Source organism: Streptomyces sp. NRRL S-337, from assembly GCF_000720175.1.
In the GTDB taxonomy this organism is placed as follows: Bacteria; Actinomycetota; Actinomycetes; order Streptomycetales; family Streptomycetaceae; genus Streptomyces; species Streptomyces siderophoricus.
In genome coordinates this window covers 86228-101580 of record NZ_JOIX01000008.1, presented here as the reverse complement: position 1 = coordinate 101580, position 15353 = coordinate 86228, and the positions used below count along the sequence as shown (strand labels likewise).

Sequence of the window (15353 nt, the reverse complement as noted above, 5' to 3'; positions counted from 1 at the left end):
GTGAAGGCATTGGTGTCCGCGGGCCGGTCCCGGCCGGCCCGCGGCGCCGACGCCGCATCCCCGTGTTCTCGTACATCATCCGCAGGTTGATCAGCGCAGTGATCCTGCTGCTGATCGTCAGCGCGGTCACTTTTGGCATCTTCTTCCTGCTGCCGAAACTGGCCGGGCAGAGCACCGACCAGCTTGCCCAGCAGTACATCGGAAAGGCCCCCACGGCCGCGGACATCGCCGCGGTGAAGAAGAACCTCGGCCTGGACAAGCCCGTGTACGAGCAGTACTGGGACTTCCTCAAGGGCATCTTCGCCGGCGTCGACTACAAGTTCGGCCCGGAAGCGGCCAAGTGCCACGTGCCGTGCTTCGGCTACTCGTTCAAGACGCACATCGAGGTCTGGCCGGAGATCCAGTCCCGGCTCCCGGTGACACTCTCGCTCGCCGCCGGCGCGGCCGTGCTCTGGGTCGTCTCCGGCGTCGCCACCGGCGTGCTCTCCGCGCTGCGCCCCGGTTCGTTCTTCGACCGTGCGGCGATGGGCGTGGCGCTGGCCGGCGTCTCCCTCCCGATGTTCTTCACCGGCGCGCTGGCCCTGGCCCTGTTCACCTACCAGTGGCCGATCTTCGAACGCAGCGACTACGTGCCGCTGCTGGACAACCCGTTCCTGTGGGCCCGCACCCTGGTGCTGCCCTGGGTCACCCTGGCCTTCCTCTACTCCGCGCTCTACGCGCGGCTCACCCGGGCCGGCATGCTGGAGACGCTGGCCGAGGACTTCATCCGCACGGCCCGCGCCAAGGGCCTGCCGGAGCGCAAGGTGGTCGTCCGGCACGGTCTGCGCGCCGCGCTCACCCCGATCATCACCGTCTTCGGCATGGACCTCGGCCTGCTGCTCGGCGGTGCGCTCATCACCGAACAGGTCTTCTCGCTCAAGGGAGTCGGCGCCTTCGCCGTCGAGGCGATCAACGCCAACGACCTGCCGAACATCCTCGGCGTCACCCTGCTCGCCGCGTTCTTCATCGTCATATGCAACCTGGTGGTGGACGTTCTGTACGCCGCCGTCGACCCGCGGGTGAGGCTCTCGTGACCGACTCCTCCGAGGACAGGACCGCCGCTGAGGCGGCCACCACGAAAACGGCACCGCAGACGTCCGCGTTCCTCGACGTACGCGACCTGAAGGTGCACTTCCCCACCGACGACGGCGTGGTGAAGTCCGTCGACGGGCTGACGTTCAGCCTGGAGAAGGGCAAGACGCTCGGCATCGTCGGCGAGTCCGGCTCCGGCAAGTCGGTGACCTCGCTGGCCGTGATGGGCCTGCACCGCGCCTCGCGCCAGCAGCGCAACAAGGTCCGGATGTCCGGCGAGATCTGGCTGGACGGCAAGGAGCTGGTCTCCGCGGACCCGGACGAGGTGCGCCGGCTGCGTGGCCGCGAGATGGCCATGATCTTCCAGGATCCGCTGTCCGCGCTGCACCCGTTCTACTCCATCGGCAGCCAGATCGTGGAGGCCTACCGCGTCCACAACGACGTGGACAAGAAGACCGCGCGCAAGCGGGCGATCGAGATGCTCGACCGGGTCGGCATCCCGCAGCCGGACAAGCGGGTGGACGACCATCCGCACCAGTTCTCCGGCGGTATGCGCCAGCGCGCGATGATCGCGATGGCGCTGGTGAACAACCCCGAGCTGCTCATCGCGGACGAGCCGACCACCGCCCTGGACGTCACCGTCCAGGCGCAGATCCTGGACCTGATCCGTGATCTGCAGAAGGAGTTCGGCTCGGCGGTCATCATCATCACCCACGACCTGGGCGTGGTCGCCGAGCTCGCCGACGACCTGCTGGTGATGTACGGCGGGCGGTGCATCGAGCGCGGCCCGGCCGAGAAGGTCTTCTACGAGCCCCAGCACCCCTACACCTGGGGGCTGCTCGGCTCCATGCCGCGCATCGACCGGGAGCAGACCGAGCGGCTGATCCCGGTCAAGGGCTCCCCGCCCAGCCTGATCAACGTCCCGTCCGGCTGTGCCTTCAACCCCCGCTGCCCGTACGCGGACGTCCCGAAGGACAACCTCACCCGTACGGTCCGCCCCGAGCTGCGCGAGGCGGGCAGTGGGGGCACCCCCGCCAATGGGGGCGTAGCCGGTGGGGGAGGACACTTCTCCGCCTGCCACATGGCGCCGGAGGAGCGGAAGCGTATCTGGACCGAAGAGATTGCGCCGAAGCTGTGACCGAGACGACTGACGACGAGAACACCACGATCCCGCTCCAGAAGTCGGCGGAGGCGGCACCGGCCGGGTCCGGGGACGACGCCGAGCCGCTGCTGCGGGTGCGCGGGCTGGTGCGGCACTTCCCGATCACCAAGGGCCTGCTCAAGCGGCAGGTCGGCGCGGTGCAGGCGGTCGACGGCATCGACTTCGACGTACGGCCGGGGGAGACGCTCGGCGTCGTCGGCGAGTCCGGCTGCGGCAAGTCGACGATGGGCCGGCTGATCACCCGGCTCGACGAGCCGACCGGCGGTTCGATCGAGTTCCAGGGCACCGACATCACCCATCTGTCGACGGGCAGGCTGCGGCCGATGCGCCGCGACGTCCAGATGATCTTCCAGGACCCGTACGGTTCGCTGAACCCGCGGCACACCATCGGCGGCATCGTCTCCACCCCCTTCCGCCTCCAGGGCGTCGAGCCCGAGGGCGGGGTGAAGAAGGAGGTGCAGCGGCTGCTGGAGCTGGTGGGGCTGAGCCCGGAGCACTACAACCGCTATCCGCACGAGTTCTCCGGCGGGCAGCGGCAGCGCATCGGCATCGCCCGGGCGCTGGCGCTCAAGCCCAAGCTGGTGGTCGCCGACGAGCCGGTCTCCGCGCTGGACGTGTCCATCCAGGCGCAGGTCGTCAACCTGATGGACGACCTCCAGGAGGAGCTGGGCCTGACCTACGTCATCATCGCCCACGACCTCTCGGTCATCCGGCACGTCTCGGACCGGATCGCGGTGATGTACCTCGGCAAGATCGTGGAGCTGGCCGACCGTACCTCGCTCTACGAAACGCCGATGCACCCGTACACCAAGGCGCTGCTGTCCGCGGTGCCGGTGCCGGACCCCAAGCGGCGCACCCAGCGGGACCGGATCCTGCTCAAGGGCGACGTGCCCTCGCCGATCAACCCGCCCTCCGGCTGCCGGTTCCGGACCCGCTGCTGGAAGGCGACCGAGGTGTGCGCCACCACCGAGCCGCCGCTGGTCGCGCTGCGGACCGGGCACCAAGTGGCGTGTCACCACCCGGAGAACGCGGAGGATGCCGCGCCCGCGGCGGCCGGCGGGCCGGCCGGTAAGGCATCAAGTGATCAGTAACACCTGACGACTTGGCAAAGTCGCGGGTGGAACGCGGCGGGAGAGTGCAGAGTCAGCACGGTTGTTCGATCTTCGATCGGCCTTCATCCGTGTGTCCGAAGGGATGGCTCATGGCACTCTCCCGCTCCGCGCGCCGCACCTCCCGCTGGCTGGCCCTGGCCACCGCGGTGGCCTCGGCCGCCACCATCGCCGCCGCTCCCGCGGCGACCCCCGGCGCGCCCGGCGCCGGCGACCCGTACTTCCCCGAACTGGGCAACGGCGGCTTCGACGCCCTGCACTACGACCTCGGCGTCAGCTACCACCCCGACAGCGGCCGGCTCGACGGCCGCACCACGCTCACCGCCCGGGCCACCCAGAACCTCTCCGCCTTCGACCTCGACCTGCAGAAGCTGACCGTCGACTCGGTGCGGGTGAACGGCCGGCGGGCGCACTTCGCGAGATCCGGCGACGAGATAACCGTCCACCCGTCCTTCCCGCTGCGCCGCGGCGGGAAGTTCACCGTCACCGTCGCCTACCACGGCGTCCCCAAGCCGTTGAGCGGCCCGATCGTCTTCGGCTCGGACTACGGCTGGATGAAGACCAAGGACGGGGTGTTCGTCGCCTGCGAGCCGAACGCAGCCTCGACGTGGTTCCCCTCCAGCGACCACCCGGGCGACAAGGCGACGTACGACATCCGCATCGACGCCCCCAAGGGCCTGACCGGGGTCTCCAACGGCCGGCTGATCGCCTCCGGGGAGGCGCACGGCCGCTCGTACGCCCACTGGCGCGAGTCCCGCCCGATGGCGACCTACCTCGCCACCGCCACCATCGGGAAGTTCGACGTCCGCACCGGCACCACCCCCGGCGGCATCCCGGTCTACGTGGCCACCGACCCGACCCTGCCGACCGGCCAGGTGGACGTGTACGGCATCACCGCGGAGGCCACCGACTACTGGTCGAAGGTCTTCGGGAAGTACCCGTTCGAGGAGACCGGCGCGGTCGTCGACGACATGCCGCAGGCCGGGTTCTCGCTGGAGGTGCAGTCCAAGCCGGTCTACTCGGCGGTGCGCAGCGAGACCACGATCGTCCACGAACTGGCCCACCAGTGGTTCGGCGACTCGGTGTCGGTGCGGCAGTGGAAGGACATCTGGCTCAACGAGGGCTTCGCCAGCTACGCGCAGTGGCTGTGGAGCGAGCACCGCGGCACGGTCAGCGCGCACGACTCCTTCCGCAAGGCGTACGACGCGATCCCCGCGGACGACGGCTTCTGGAAGCAGAAGATCGCCGATCCGCAGCGCGACACGATGTTCTCCGCCGCGGTCTACCGGCGGGGTGCGATGACCCTCCAGGCGCTCCGCGAGCGCATCGGTGACACGGCGTTCTTCCAGCTGCTGCCGGCCTGGACCGCGGCCCACCGCTACGGCAACGCGGACACCGCCCAGTTCGTCGCGCTGGCGGAGAAGGTCTCCGGGCAGAAGCTGGGGGACTTCTTCAACACCTGGCTGTACACGGAGAGCAAGCCGGCGCTGTCCGTGAGGTAGCCGGCGGCCGGGCCGGTCAGTCGGCGTCCGGCCGGCTGCCCGGCCGGGGGCGGAGCTGCTGGGGGCGCGGCAGGTGCAGCCCCAGGTAGACCGCGCCCATCCGCAGGGCGAACACCACCCCCGCCGAGATCGCCGCGGCGGGGGTGGGCCGGGCGCCGAGGTGGTGCAGCAACAGGAGGCAGCCGGCACCGGCCAGTGCGGCGATGGCGTAGACGTCCTCGCGCAGCAGCAGCGGGGGGAACTCGCCGCACAGCACGTCCCGGATGACCTCGCCGGCGACGCCGGTGAGCACCGCCAGGATGATCACGGCGAGCGGGGTGGCGCCCGCCGCGATGGCGGCCCGGGCGCCGATCACGGTGACCACGGACAGTCCGACCGCGTCGACCACCAGCAGCGCTTTCCGGGGCAGTGACCAGAACCGCAGATAGACGATGGTGCCGACGCCCACGCAGATGATCACGGTGAGCAGCACCCAGTCGTGCGTCCAGTACAGCGGCCGCCGGTCGAGGATGAGGTCGCGCATCGTGCCGCCGGAGATGGACGCGGCGAAGGCGAGCACCAGGCCGCCGAAGGGGTCCATGTTGGCGCGGTAGGCGGCCAGCACCCCGCTCGCCGCGAAGGCCGCGACGCCGGCCAGGTAGAGGACGTGAAGCATGGCGTCATCATGGCAGGGCCGGAACGGCCCTCTCCGCTTGCATCCGGAAAAGCTGACCCTACCGGTCGGTAATTTATCCGTGTACCGTGCCGCCATGGCTCTGGTCACCTCAGGCAACAGTGAGTTCGACCGCGACACCGCGGTCACCCGCCGCGCAACCGGCATCTACGAAGCCCAGCTCTCCGCGGGCTGGACGATCATCCAGGCGGTCAACGGCGGCTACCTCCTCGCCCTCATGGGCCGCGCCCTCGGCGACGCCCTGCCGCACCCCGACCCGCTGTCGGTCACCGCGCACTACCTCACCGCCTCCGTTCCCGGCCCGGCCATCATCCGCACCGACGTGGTGCGCACCGGCCGCACCATGTCGACCGGGACCGCGACCCTCGTCCAGTTCGAGGAGGACGGCACCGAGGTCGAGCGGCTGCGGGTGCTCGCCGCGTACGGCGACCTCGGCGCGCTGCCCGACGACGTCCGCACGACGGCCAAACCGCCCGCCATCCCGCCGTACGAGCACTGCCTGGGCACCGACAGCGCCCCCGGCGGGGCCCCGGCCATCCCCGGCAGCACCGCCATCGCCGAGCGGCTCGACCTCCGGCTGGACCCGGCGACCGCGGGCTGGGCGGTCGGCGCACCGTCCGGCCGGGGCGAGATGCGCGCCTGGTTCGGGCTCGCCGACGGCCGGGACCCCGACCCGCTGTCCCTCCTGCTGACCGTCGACGCGCTGCCGCCCACCGCCTTCGAGATGGGGCTGTCCGGCTGGGTCCCCACCGTCGAACTGACCGTCCACGTCCGGCACCGCCCGGCACCCGGGCCGCTGCGGGTCGCCATCACCACCCGCAATCTGGCCGGCGGGTTCCTTGAGGAGGACGCGGAAGTGTGGGACGCGGAGGACCGGCTGGTGGCGCAATCACGCCAACTGGCGCGGGCCCTCGGAGTGGACTGATCCGCCACGTCGGCGCGGCCGCGCCCACGAGCTACCGTGCGGCCCCCTCCGGAATGGACTTTCCGCAGGTGGCCACCGGTGCGAGAGGTCGGAGAGTGACGCAAAAGTGCGCGCGGGGGCGGTGCGGCTCATGTCAGACTGATCGCCATGGGGGACGTGCCGCTCACGATGGAGGACGGGACCGTCGTCTGGCTGCGCGCCCAGGCGCCGGCGGCCGCCGACGGCCCGCCGGGCGCGGTGTCCGGGCAAACCACCGCCGCTGACGGCGAGTTGGAGCTGCCCGACGCGTTCGGCTCCGCGCAGCCGGTCAGCGTCGACGGCCGGATGGGCCGGGCGCTGACCCGCGGCGGCGAGGTCCTGGAGGAGGCGCTGCGGCCGCTCGGCGGTGTGCTCGGCCAGATCCACCGCTCGATCTCGGCCGGCAGCCACCGCCCGGACGAGGTCACCGTGGAGTTCGGGGTGACCCTCGGCTCGGATCTGCACCTCGGGGTCTTCACCGGCAACGGCGAGGCCAGCTTCAAGGTCTCCGCCACCTGGAACCTCGCCGGGGACCGCAGCGCCCACCGCCACGGCGAGCGCCGCGGTGACGAGGGCGGCGGCGCGCCGGACGGCGCGGGGGCCCAGGGCACCCCGGGCGGTGCCGCGCCATGATCACCGGCGCAGGTCCGGACACCCCGCTCCAGCTGTCCTTCGCCTCCGTACGGGACGGCGAACGGGCCGTCGGCGCGGGCGTCCTGGTCGCCGAGCGGCTGATCCTGACCTGCGCCCACGTCGTCAACAGCGCCCTGGGCAGGGCGCGTTTCTCCCAGGACACCCCGGGCCCCGGCGAGACCCTCACGGTCCGGCTGCCCCATGTCGCGGCCGGGGTGGACCTGACCGCCCGGGTCGTCCGCGAGATGTGGACCCCGCCGCGCGCCACGGCAGCCGGACCCGGCCCGGCCGACCCCGGCCGGGTGCCCTACCACGGCGACCTCGCGGTCCTGGAGCTCACCGACGCCCCGCCCCCGGGCGCCGAGCCCGCACCGTTCCTCCAGCACAACTACGCCGGGGAAACCATCGCGTTATGGGCCAGCGGCAATCCGCTGCCCACCGTCCGGGCCGTGCCCCGGGTCTCGGCGCCGCCCTGGATCGCGCTGGACGTGCTCGGCGGCACTCAGGTCACCGAGGGCTTCAGCGGCGGCCCGCTGTGGGACCGCGAACGGCAGGCCGTGGTCGGCCTGGTCGTCGCCGTCCACCGCGCCCCCGAAGGCGCCGGGGACCGGCCCGCGACGATGTACGCCATCAGCGTGCCCGCCATCGAGGCCGAACTCCCCACCCTCCCGCCCTCCGCGGTGCCCACCGCCCGCCGCGGCGTCCAGCAGCTGCTCACCGCCCTGGAACGGGTCCTCAAGGGCCGCGAGGCGGTGCCGGACTGCGAGCGGCGGCTCGCCGCCCGGCTCGGCCGGGCCTCGGCGGGCCCGGCCGCCGATCTGGAGCGGCTGGTCGGCCTCGCGGTGAGCGTCCGCCGCGGCCTCCCCGAACTCCTCGACGTGGTCCGCGACCAGGAGCCCCTCGCGCCCCCGGACCCGTACGACCCGCATCACCGCCCCGGCCCCTACGGCGCCCGCGAGGACTGGGAGCGGCTGCGCCGCGCGGCCCGTACGGTCCGCCCCGGCGAATACCTGACCACCCGTCAGCGCCGCGACCTCGCCGGCCTGCTGGCACACTGCACCCGCACCGATCCCCGCACCCTGCTCGCCCGGGTGCTGCCGCACGCCCCCGAACTCCCCGCCGTCACCGGCCTCGCCGACGCCGTCGAAGCCCTGGAGGGATTCGGCTCCACCGCCGGCGCCCCGGTGCCCCCGCTGCTCCAGGGGGTGGTGCGGATCAGCGTCGAGGAGCGGGCGGCCGGCCCGTATCCGGCCGACGACCTGGATGCCTGGGTGGAGCGGGTGGCCGCCCGGTCCGGCGTCGACGAGGCGGCGATCAGCCAGTTCCGTGCCGATGTGACGGCCGCCGCGGCCCCCGCGCCGGTGGCCGCGCCCGGGCCGGCGGCCACCGCCGTCCGCGGGCCGGCCCTCGCCCCGCGCGTCCAGGTGGAGCTGCTGCCGGCCCCCACCGGCCGCCGCTTCACTTACCAGATCTGGACCTTCGCCGACGGCCGGCCGCACCGGCTCGCGCTGGTCCGGGACACCGAGGCGGGCAGCGAGCAGGTCGTCGACGACATCCGCCGGGTGCTGCGCACCGAGGTGCGGGAGGACCCGGAGACCGCCCTGGTGGAGTACTTCCTCCCGTGCGCCTGGCTGGGCCTCGACGTCGACGCCTGGGAATCACCGGACAGCGACGAGGACGGGCCGTTCGCCCCGGGCATCACCCGCCGCGTGGTGGTCCGCACCACCGAGCGCTCACGGGAGAGCTACGCCGGGTGGAAACAGCGCACCGCCGCCCTGCCGCACGCCAAGCGGCTGGTCCTCGACCACCGGCACACCGACCGCAAGGTCGCCCGCGCCCAGCTGGAGGTGCACCGCGACGCCGGCACGGTGATCGTCTGCTGCCCGCCGCACCACCACGGCACCCTGCTGCGCCAGTGCGTCCAGGCCGGTGTGCACACCGTCCTGTGGCACCGCGCCGACCACGGCGAGCACCTCGCCCAGGACCTGCTGGCCCTGGTGGACGGCGCGGACCACACCGAGGTCCCCGAGGTCGTCCGGCTCGAACGGGCCAAGGCGATGGCCGAACCCGAGAGCTCCACCCACCCCGGCCGCAAACTGTCCCTGCTCTACGACGCCCCGGACCACCGGCCCCCGCAACTCGCGCCCGATGCCTGGGTACTGACCCAGCCATGAGCCCCCCGGAACGACAGCCACACCCGTGTCCCACCGGCCGGGGGAGCCGGGGCGCGGACGCAGCAAGGAACGAGGAGAACGCGCGGTGACCGGACAGAGCACCACAGACGGGTACGACAACCCCGCGGACCGGCCGGAGGACTGGTGGGTCTTCCGCGGCCCCGCGGAGCTGCCCGCCCCACCGCCCTGGCGGCGCCTGACCGCCGCCCGCGGCACCGCACCCCGCGCGCCCTACCTCCTGGAGCGCAACGAGATCTCCGTCGTCAACGCCGCCCTGCACCTGCACCGCCCGCTGCTGGTCACCGGCCGCCCCGGCGCCGGCAAGAGCTCGCTGGCCCGCGCGGTCGCCGAGGAACTGGGCCTCGGTGAGGTGCTCCGCTGGTCGGTCAACAGCCGCTCCACGCTCCAGGACTCCCTCTACCGCTACGACGCGGTGGGCCGGCTCCGCGAGGCGTCGCTGCGCCGCGAACGCGAGGCGGCCCGCGGCTCCGCGCGCCGCCCCCGGGCCCGCCGCGCCACCGGCGCCGGCGACATCGGCCAGTACCTGCGCCTCGGTCCGCTGGGCAGCGCACTGGCCGCCGACCGCCCCCGTGTGCTGCTCGTCGACGAGCTCGACAAGGCCGACCTCGACCTGCCCAACGACCTGCTGGTGGTGCTGGAGGAGGGCGAGTTCGAGATCCCGGAGCTGGCCCGGCTGCCCGAGCACCAGCAGGAGGTGCAGGTCCGCCTGAGCGGAAGCCGGGAGCGGGTGACGGTCCGGCGCGGGGTGGTGCGCTGCGCCCACTTCCCGATCGTCATCATGACCAGCAACGGCGAACGGGACTTCCCGCCGGCCTTCATGCGCCGCTGCGTACGGCTCGACCTGCCCGAACCGACCGGCGACCGGCTGCGGAAGATCATCGAGCACAACCTGGGTGAGGAGGCGGTCGCCGCCGCCGAGGACCTCATCGAGGTCTTCCACCAGCGCGCGAAGACCCAGACCCTGGCCACCGACCAGCTGCTGGCCGCCGTCCACCTGCGGATCAGCGGCGCCGACCTCGGCAAGGAAGAGCTGCTCGCCGCCGTCCTGCACCGCCTCGACGAACCGCTGTCGCCATGATGGACCGACTGCGGCAGACGCTGGCGGCCGCCGGGTACGACCTCGCGGCCACCGAACTCCTCGACGTGCTGTGGCTGGCGCGGGCCATGGAGGGGGAGGGACGGAAGGAGCCGGCGACCGGGCCGCAGCGGGGCGAGCCGGGAGAGGCCGGGGAGTCCGAGGATCCCGGGGCGTCGGGGGCCGTTGACGAGGTGGCCGGTGCGGCCGGCCGGGGTGAGGGGGCCGACGAGGGCGCCGACGAGGCGGCCGGTGACGCCCGGACCGCGGCGGGCACCACCGCCCCGGAGCGGCCCGCCGAGCCCGCGGACGCGGACTGCCCGGCCGGGCACGCCGACCCGCTCGCCCCCTCCGATCCGCCCCGCCGCGCCCTCTACGCCATGGGCAGCCAGGGCGGCGGACCGGACGGCGGGCGGGCCCGCCCCGCGCGGGTGCCCGGCGGACGCGCGCTGCCCGACGCCCGCCAACTCGGCGGCGCGCTGCGCCCGTTGCGGCGGACCCATGACCACCCGCACCGTACGGTCCCCGACGTCGAGGCCACCGTCCGGCTCACCGCCGAGACCGGCTTCCTCGACGTCGTCTCCCGGCCCGACCGGGAACGGCACTGGTCGGCCGAGCTGTGGGTGGACACCTCCCCGGCCATGCAGGTGTGGGGCTCGCTCGCCGCCGAGCTGCGGACGCTGCTGGTCCGGAGCGGGGTCTTCCGTTCCGTTCGGGTCCGGGCGATCGACCCCCGCGGCCCCGGCGGCCCGCTGCACGGCCGACGGTCCGGGGGCGCGACGGTCACCTTCGTCCTCACCGACGGGACGGACCCGGGCTGGCGCGGACCGCAGGCCGTACGGTCCCTGACCGCGTGCGGGCGGGGCGGACCGGTGGCCGTGATCAACCCCCTCCCACGACGGCTCTGGCGCGGTACCGCCCTCGACGCCCGCCCCCAACTCCTCTCCGCTCCGGGTGAGTTCGATCCGCCCGGACGGCTGGTGGTGTGCGACCCGCTCAGCGGCGAGCGCGACCCGGAGGCGGCGGGGCTGTTCGCGCTGCCCGTGCTGCACCCCACCGCGTCCGCGCTGCAGCAGTGGGTGGGGCTGCTCACCCGCCCCGGAGTGCCGCACCTGATCGACACCGCCCTGCTGGCCGGTACGCCGCAGCCCGCCCCGCCGTCCCCGCCCCACGGCAGCGCCGAGGAACTGCTCAGCCACTTCCGGGGCGCGTTCTCCCCCGAGGCATACCGCCTCGCCGTCCGGCTCTCCGCGATCCGCCCGCTGACCACGCCGCTGATGCAGCTGGTGCGGGCGGCCACGATGCGCGACACCGGCCCCACCCATGTCGCGGAGATCCTGCTCGGCGGCCTGCTGCAGCGCACGGACCGAACCGCGGACGCTACCGCCGTCCGGACCCTGGACCGGGCCCTGGGCCCGCCCCCGTCCGGCGGGCCGCTCCAGCCGGTCTACGACTTCCGGCCGGGCGTCCGCGAGTTGCTGTTCAGCGGGCTCGGCACCGAACAGGCCGTGGAGGTCGTCGAGGCCGTCGGCCGTTCCCTGGAGCCGTACATGGGACGGCTGCCGGACTTCCCCGTCCTCATGGGCGACGACGAGGGCGAGCTGCGGCTGCACGCCTCGGCGCGGGCGTTCGCCGTCCTCGCGAGCCCGGTGCTGGAGCGGATGGGCGGCGCGGTGCCGGGACAGCGCACCGGCGGCGGCCCGGAGCCGCTGCGCGCGGTGCTGCCCCCGCGGCCCGCCACGCTGCGCTTCACGGTCCTCGGGCCGCTACGGGCCCGGCGCGGGCAGGCCCCCCTCGCGCTCGGCTCCCCCCAACAGCGCGCCCTGCTCGCCGCGCTGCTGCTCCGCCGGGGACGCCGGGCCACCGCGTCCGAACTCGTCGCCGGCCTCTGGGGGGACGAGCCCCCGCCCCGTGCCCGCGCCGCGCTGCGCACGTACGCCGCGCGGCTGCGCCGGGCGCTCGGCGAGGACGGGGAGCTCCTGGTCAGCGAGCGCGGCGGCTATGCGCTGCGCGGCGCGGACGGCAGCCCGCCCGCCCTCGACCTCGACGAGGCCGAGCAGCTGATCGCGCGTGCGCGCGCCACCCGGGAACCGGAGGAGGCCCGCCGACTGCGCGACGCCGCCCTGGAGTTGTGGCACGGCGAACCGCTCGCCGGGCTGCCCGGGCCGTACGCGGCGGCGCAGCGGGTCCGGCTCGCGCGGTGGTGGAGCGAGCTCCTCGCGGAGGCGAACCCCTGGCAGGCGCCCGCGGCCGGGCAGCTTCCAGGGGCGCCCTCGGGGACGCCGCCGGGCCGGTCCGGATTCCGGAAGCTCGACGACCGGCTCACCCGGGATGCGCGACGGGCCCTGCGGCTGCTGTCCGTACCGGAGGGCCCGGACCTCTCGGCCGGTGCCGCGGCGGCCCTGCTCGACGTACCGGCGGACCGCGGCCGGGCGCTGCTGGAAGAGCTGCGGACGGCCGGCGCGCTGACGGAAACGGCCCCCGGCCGCTACGGCCGCGCAGGTGAAGCGCTCCCGCCCGCCCGGGAGTTGCGGTCCGAGCTGCCCGAGGAGGAGCGTACGGGGGCGCTCTCCCGGCTGCTGACCTGGTACGTGGCCCTGGGGCGGCAGGTGCACACGCTCCGCTACCCCGGCGAGCGGCTGCCGCAGGACCTCGTCCGGGCCCCGGCGGCCGGTCTGCCGCCCCTTCAGGACGCCGCCCGGGCCCTGGCCGTGTGGACCGAGGAGACGCCGCCGGCGCTCGCGCTCGTCCGGCAGGCCGTGGCGGACGCCCCGAAGCTGGTCCGGCGCGCCGCCGATCTGCTGTTGCTCGCGCAGGTGACGGCGGACTGCGGGGCACACGCCGCCGCGTTCGAACCGGCCGCGGCCGCGGTGGCGGCCCGGGCGGCCATGGAGGGCGACGCCCGCGCCGAGGCCCGGGCCCGGGTCGCGCTCGCCGAGTGCAGGGCCGCCGTCGGACGGTTCGCCCGCGCCGAACGGGAGGCCCGTCAGGCCCTCCGCCTCGCCCGGACGGCGAACGACCCGCTCGCGCTCTTCCGCGCCCCGCTGGCGGCCGGAGTGATCGCCCTGCACCAACGGCGGCACGACGACGCCGAGCGGCACCTCACCGCGGCCTGGGAGCGCTGCCGGGGCCGGGACGACCGGCTGGGCGAGGCCGCCGTGCTCGGCGCGCTCGCCCGGGTCTGGGCGGCGACCGGCAGCAGCGACGCCGTCCTGTTCGCCGAGCGCGGGGTGGGCTTCCACCGCGCCTTCGGGGACGGTTCGCCGGGCCTCGCGCACGCCCGGTACGCCCTGGCCGAGGCGCTGTCGGCGGCCGGCCGGCACGCCGATGCGCTGCGCGAACTCTTCCAGGCGCTGCCGCTCTTCGAGGAGGACCGCCAGCGCCTGTGGGCGGGCCGCACCCGCAGCCGGATGGCCGCGGAGATGGTCGCGCTGATCCGGCCGGGCGAGGCGGTGTCCGCCGCCGAGGACGCCGCCGGACGGCTGCTGGTGCCGGGCGGTGAGCGCTGGCGGGCCGATGCGCTGACCGCACTGGGACAGGCCGAGACCGCGCTGGGCCGCAGGCAGAGCGCCCAGGGGCACTGGCGCGAAGCCCTCGCCGTCTACGAGGAGTTCGACGCGCCGGAGGCCACCGAGGTGCGCGCCCTGCTGCGGGAGAGGGTGGCCACAGCGGCGCGGCCGCGGACCGGCGGGGCGCGCCCCGCCGCCGTCTCGCGCACCGCGGACGCCGCGAGCACCGGCACGGCGCTGCGCGAGCTGACCGCGGCCGTCCGCACCCTCCGCGACCAGCTCCGGCTCCAGGACGCCGACGCCGGCCGGGCGGAGCCGGGCCACGGCGCCACGGCCGGTCCCTCCGGGAACCGCGGCCTCGAAGCACTGGAAGCACTGGAAGCAATCGAATCGATCGAAGCCGAACTCACCGGTCTCATCGCGGACTTCGAGCGGACGAGCCGGGTGCGGCGGGCCGAGCTCGGGCGGCTGCGGGCCGATCTGGAGTCGGCGATGTCCGCCGCGGCACCGGGGGAGCGGGGTGCCGGCGCGGCCGACGCGGCCAGCGCGGTCCGTGACCTCAGCCGCCGTCTCGCGCCGTGCCCGGACCGTCCGGACGCAGGAAGTCCGCCAGGGCCGCGGTGAGTTCCGCGGGCGCGTCCTCCTGGACGAGGTGGCCCGCGCCCTCGATGAGGTGCAGCCGGGCGCCGGGGATGCGGGCCGCCAGCTCGCGGCCCTTCCCGGCCGGGATCCAGGTGTCCTGTGCGCCCCAGCAGATCAGCGTCGGCAGGTCGATTTCGCCGTAACGGCCCTGGATCTCGTCGGTGAACCGCTGGTCGTTCTGCTGGATCTGCCGGTAGAACGCCGGTTGCCCCGTGTCCGTGCACCACGGCTCCACCAGCCGGTCGAGGACGTCCACAGGCAGGCCCGGTCGGCTCGCGGAGGAGACGTAGGCCCGCACCAGCGCCCGGTGCAGCTCGGGCGGCAGCTGTCCGAAGACTCCGGGGTGGGCGCCCAGCAGTCGGTAGGTGGGCGAGCCCCAGGGCGCCAGGGCCACGGGGTCGACCAGCGCCAGCCGCTCGTACCGCGCACCGTGCAGCAGATGGGCCCGCAGGGCGACACAGCCGCCGAAGTCATGGGCGACCACGGCCGGCCCGGGCGCCTCCCGGTCCAGCTCCCAGTGCGTCAGCAGCTCGCCGAACACCCGGGCCTGCGCGGCGAGCGAGACGTCCTGGCCGTCCCGCTGTGCGGAGGCGCCGTAGCCGGGCATGTCCCAGACGAACACCCGGTGGTGCGCGGCGAGCGCCCGCGCGATCCCCCGCCAGACGTAGGAGGAGAACGGCGTGCCGTGCAGCAGCACCACCGGCGGCGCGCCGGCCGACCGCTCCCCGAGGGCGGCCCATCGCACCTCGTCCCCCGACGCCGTGCGGAACGTACGGTCCAGCAGCCACTCTGTCATGACCGTAAGCGTATTTACTCCTTACGGGCCTGTCGAGGGCGCG

The 15353-nt window shown here is 74.3% G+C and carries 11 protein-coding genes; 9 read left to right on the top strand and 2 right to left on the bottom strand.

Going from position 1 to position 15353, the window contains the following annotated elements; genetic code table 11:
* Positions 1–62 precede the first annotated feature (62 nt).
* The 4 genes from IG62_RS0109140 to IG62_RS0109125 all read left to right on the top strand — a co-directional run bounded on the left by IG62_RS0109140 (position 63) and on the right by IG62_RS0109125 (position 4844).
* Positions 63–1073: an ABC transporter permease gene (locus IG62_RS0109140; protein ID WP_030799615.1), complete on the top strand. Its 1011-nt coding sequence runs from the start codon at positions 63–65 to the stop codon at positions 1071–1073.
* Entirely contained in the window at positions 1070–2209 is a 1140-nt protein-coding gene (locus IG62_RS0109135; RefSeq protein WP_030799613.1) for an ABC transporter ATP-binding protein, read from the top strand. Before IG62_RS0109140 ends, IG62_RS0109135 begins: the two co-directional genes overlap by 4 nt.
* Positions 2210–2238: 29 nt before the next feature.
* Positions 2239–3324, top strand: a complete 1086-nt coding sequence (locus IG62_RS0109130; RefSeq protein ID WP_051797801.1) for an ABC transporter ATP-binding protein — start codon at positions 2239–2241, stop codon at positions 3322–3324.
* A gap of 110 nt (positions 3325–3434) precedes the next feature.
* Complete coding sequence (locus IG62_RS0109125; RefSeq protein ID WP_030799609.1) at positions 3435–4844, top strand: M1 family metallopeptidase; 1410 nt, start codon at positions 3435–3437, stop codon at positions 4842–4844.
* A gap of 16 nt (positions 4845–4860) precedes the next feature.
* On the opposite strand, the gene IG62_RS0109120 is transcribed toward IG62_RS0109125, so the two are convergent.
* Positions 4861–5499 carry a trimeric intracellular cation channel family protein gene (locus IG62_RS0109120; protein ID WP_030799607.1) on the bottom strand — a complete coding sequence of 213 codons (639 nt, stop codon included), beginning with the start codon at positions 5497–5499 and terminating at the stop codon, positions 4861–4863.
* 94 nt (positions 5500–5593) lie between these two features.
* Between IG62_RS0109120 and IG62_RS0109115 the strand changes: the two genes are divergently transcribed.
* The 5 genes from IG62_RS0109115 to IG62_RS48405 all read left to right on the top strand — a co-directional run bounded on the left by IG62_RS0109115 (position 5594) and on the right by IG62_RS48405 (position 14496).
* Positions 5594–6442 carry a thioesterase family protein gene (locus IG62_RS0109115; RefSeq protein WP_030799604.1) on the top strand — a complete coding sequence of 283 codons (849 nt, stop codon included), beginning with the start codon at positions 5594–5596 and terminating at the stop codon, positions 6440–6442.
* 147 nt (positions 6443–6589) lie between these two features.
* On the top strand, positions 6590–7093 hold the full coding sequence (locus IG62_RS41540) for a CU044_2847 family protein (protein ID WP_030799601.1): 504 nt from the start codon (positions 6590–6592) through the stop codon (positions 7091–7093).
* A complete protein-coding gene (locus IG62_RS49485; RefSeq protein ID WP_030799599.1) occupies positions 7090–9267 on the top strand; it encodes a trypsin-like peptidase domain-containing protein in 2178 nt (725 codons plus the stop codon). Before IG62_RS41540 ends, IG62_RS49485 begins: the two co-directional genes overlap by 4 nt.
* Positions 9268–9352: 85 nt before the next feature.
* Positions 9353–10366, top strand: coding sequence for an AAA family ATPase (locus IG62_RS0109100; RefSeq protein WP_030799597.1), 1014 nt, complete (start codon positions 9353–9355; stop codon positions 10364–10366).
* Complete coding sequence (locus tag IG62_RS48405) at positions 10363–14496, top strand: SAV_2336 N-terminal domain-related protein (RefSeq protein ID WP_030799596.1); 4134 nt, start codon at positions 10363–10365, stop codon at positions 14494–14496. The genes IG62_RS0109100 and IG62_RS48405 overlap by 4 nt, the downstream gene beginning before the upstream one ends.
* Here IG62_RS48405 and IG62_RS0109090 read toward each other — a convergent pair.
* Positions 14432–15310: an alpha/beta fold hydrolase gene (locus tag IG62_RS0109090; protein WP_037838022.1), complete on the bottom strand. Its 879-nt coding sequence runs from the start codon at positions 15308–15310 to the stop codon at positions 14432–14434. The two genes, IG62_RS48405 and IG62_RS0109090, sit on opposite strands and share 65 nt — an antisense overlap.
* Between the last annotated feature and the right edge of the window lie 43 nt (positions 15311–15353).

Bases quoted from the DNA above. Each gene is read 5' to 3' on its own strand.
- IG62_RS48405 (WP_030799596.1), top strand. From the start codon at position 10,363: ATGATGGACCGACTGCGGCAGACGCTGGCGGCCGCCGGGTACGACCTC.
- IG62_RS0109120 (WP_030799607.1), bottom strand. From the start codon at position 5,499: ATGCTTCACGTCCTCTACCTGGCCGGCGTCGCGGCCTTCGCGGCGAGC.
- IG62_RS0109125 (WP_030799609.1), top strand. From the start codon at position 3,435: ATGGCACTCTCCCGCTCCGCGCGCCGCACCTCCCGCTGGCTGGCCCTG.
- IG62_RS49485 (WP_030799599.1), top strand. From the start codon at position 7,090: ATGATCACCGGCGCAGGTCCGGACACCCCGCTCCAGCTGTCCTTCGCC.
- IG62_RS41540 (WP_030799601.1), top strand. From the start codon at position 6,590: ATGGGGGACGTGCCGCTCACGATGGAGGACGGGACCGTCGTCTGGCTG.
- IG62_RS0109115 (WP_030799604.1), top strand. From the start codon at position 5,594: ATGGCTCTGGTCACCTCAGGCAACAGTGAGTTCGACCGCGACACCGCG.
- IG62_RS0109090 (WP_037838022.1), bottom strand. From the start codon at position 15,310: ATGACAGAGTGGCTGCTGGACCGTACGTTCCGCACGGCGTCGGGGGAC.